This window comes from Frankia sp. AgKG'84/4 (assembly GCF_023242965.2).
In the GTDB taxonomy this organism is placed as follows: domain Bacteria; phylum Actinomycetota; class Actinomycetes; order Frankiales; family Frankiaceae; genus Frankia.
The window spans coordinates 1-2,251 of record NZ_JALKFU020001279.1; the positions used below are offsets into that span (position 1 = coordinate 1).

At 69.7% G+C, this 2,251-nt stretch carries 2 protein-coding genes; both read right to left on the bottom strand.

Annotation, left to right across the window (positions count from 1 at the left end):
* A partial coding sequence (gene secF / locus MXD58_RS29620; protein WP_250611444.1) for a protein translocase subunit SecF occupies positions 1–1,043 on the bottom strand: 1,043 nt, incomplete at its 3' end.
* Positions 1,044–1,046: 3 nt separating this feature from the next.
* A partial coding sequence (gene secD, locus MXD58_RS29625; RefSeq protein WP_250611446.1) for a protein translocase subunit SecD occupies positions 1,047–2,251 on the bottom strand: 1,205 nt, incomplete at its 5' end.

Genomic DNA, 2,251 nt, shown 5'->3' on the forward strand with positions numbered 1-2,251 from the left:
GTGGCACCCACCCGCGTCGGCGTCGTCGCGCCGCCGGCGGCGTCGGTGGCCTCCACCGACGCCGCCGCCCGCAACCGCCGGGCCCGTTCCCGGGCGACCCGCGCGTCGAGGTCCCTGACCTCCGGCTCCCCGCGCTTGAGGTCCACCAGCAGCGGCGTCGCGAAGAACAACGACGAGTAGGTACCCGAGGCGATGCCGACGAACTGGGCGAGCGCGAGGTCCTTCAACGTGCCGGCGCCGAGCAGCCCGGCGCCGACGAACAGCAGCGACGCCACCGGGATGAGGGCGATCAGCGAGGTGTTGAGCGAGCGGACCAGCGTCTCGTTGAGCGCGTCGTTCGTCGCCTCAGCATAGGTACGCCTGCTGGAGGTCGCCATCCCCGCCGTGTTCTCCCGCACTCGGTCGAACACCACCACGGTGTCGTACAACGAGAAGCCGAGAATGGTGAGCACGGCGATCACCGTGGACGGGGAGACCTCGAACCCGACGATCGAATACACACCCATCGTGACGATGAGGTCGTGGATGAGCGCGGCCATCGCCGCGAGCGCCATCTTCCACTCGAACCGGATCGACAGGTAGATCATGACGAGGATCAGGAAGACGACCAGGCCCTGGATCGCCTTCTTCGTGATCGTCTCGCCCCAGGACGAGCCGACCGTCGACACGGCGATGTCGCGGTCCGGGTTCTGCACCGAGAATCGCTTGGCCAAGGCGTTCGTCAGCTCGTCGGTCTGGGCGTCGGTGAGCGACTCCGTCTGGACACGGAACTGCTTCGAGGTCTCCAGCACCTGCACGACGCTGTCGGACGGGCTGATCCCGACGCTGGACAGCGTTTCGTCAACCTGTTCGACCGTGCCGCCGTTGGTCGGCAGCTGCAGCACGGCGCCGCCGGAGAACTCGATGCCGAGGCTGAAACCCCGCACGATCATGCTGAGCACGCACACCGCGAGCACGACGCCGGAGACCGCATACCAGACCCGGCGACGGCCGACGAAGTCGGCGTGGAAGTCGCTGCGGTAGACCCGCGCGAGCAGTGACATCGGTCAGCTCTCCCGCTTCTGCCCGGCCGGCGCGGGCCGCTTGGCCAGCCGTGCCCGGGTCGCGACGACGGGGGGCTCGACGCTGGCCCGCCCGCCGACTGTCTTCGGACTCAGGCCGGAGAACCGGCTGGCGGAGAACAGCCTGCGCCGCACCAGCAGGGCCACCAGCGGCCGGGTGAAGATGAACATGATCAGAACGTCGCTCAGCGTGGACAGGCCCAGGGTGAAGGCGAACCCGCGCACGGAGCCGATCGAGAGGATGTACAGCACGGCGGCGGCGAGGAAGGACACCGTGTCCGCCGAGAGCATGGTCCGCCGCGCGGCCGGCCAGGCCCGGTCGGCGGCTGCCCGCACCGTCCGGCCGGACTGCACCTCGTCCTTGATCCGTTCGAAGTAGACGACGAACGAGTCCGCGGTGACACCGATCGACACGATCAGACCGGCGATGCCCGCGAGCGACAGGGTGAAGCCGATCGCGTCGCCGAGCAGCACCACCGCCGCGTAGACGAGCCCGCCGCTGACCGCGAGCGAGGTCACCACGACGATGCCCAGCGCCCGGTAGTACAGGAACGAGTAGGCGACGACGAGCAGCAGCCCGAGGGCGCCGGCGAGCAGGCCGCCGTGCAGCGAGTCCTTACCGAGCGTCGGTGAGATCGACTCCGCCTGGGAGCGCTCGAAGGCCAGCGGCAGCGCGCCGTAGCGAAGGACGTTGGCGAGGTCCTCGGCGTCGGACTGGGTGAACGACCCGGAGATCTGGGCCGAACCGGCGATGCGCTCGTTCGTCGACGGCGCGGACTGCACCACGCCGTCGAGCACGATCGCGACCTGCTTGCCGATGGTCTCCTCGGTCAGCGTGGTGAACTTCTTCTGCCCGGAGCCGGTGAACTCAACGTTCACCACCCAGGCGCCGGTGTTGACGTTGGTGGCGCCACCGGAGCCAGCCAGCCCGGCGGAGGCCGTCTTCACGTCGGTGCCGACCACCGACGCCGGCATGAGCAGGTACTTCTGGGTCCGGTCGCGGTCACAGGCCACCGTCCAGTCCTGCGGCCGGTCGGTGCCGAGCGCCGCCTTGCGCTCGTCCTCGTTACTGCAGGTCAGCGCCTGGTAACGGGCCACCACGTCCGCCGGCGGGGTCGGCCCGGCAGCGGCGGTGGAGCCGGCCGCGGGCGCCGTCGGGCTCGCCGTGAAGTAGAGCTTCACCTGCCGCC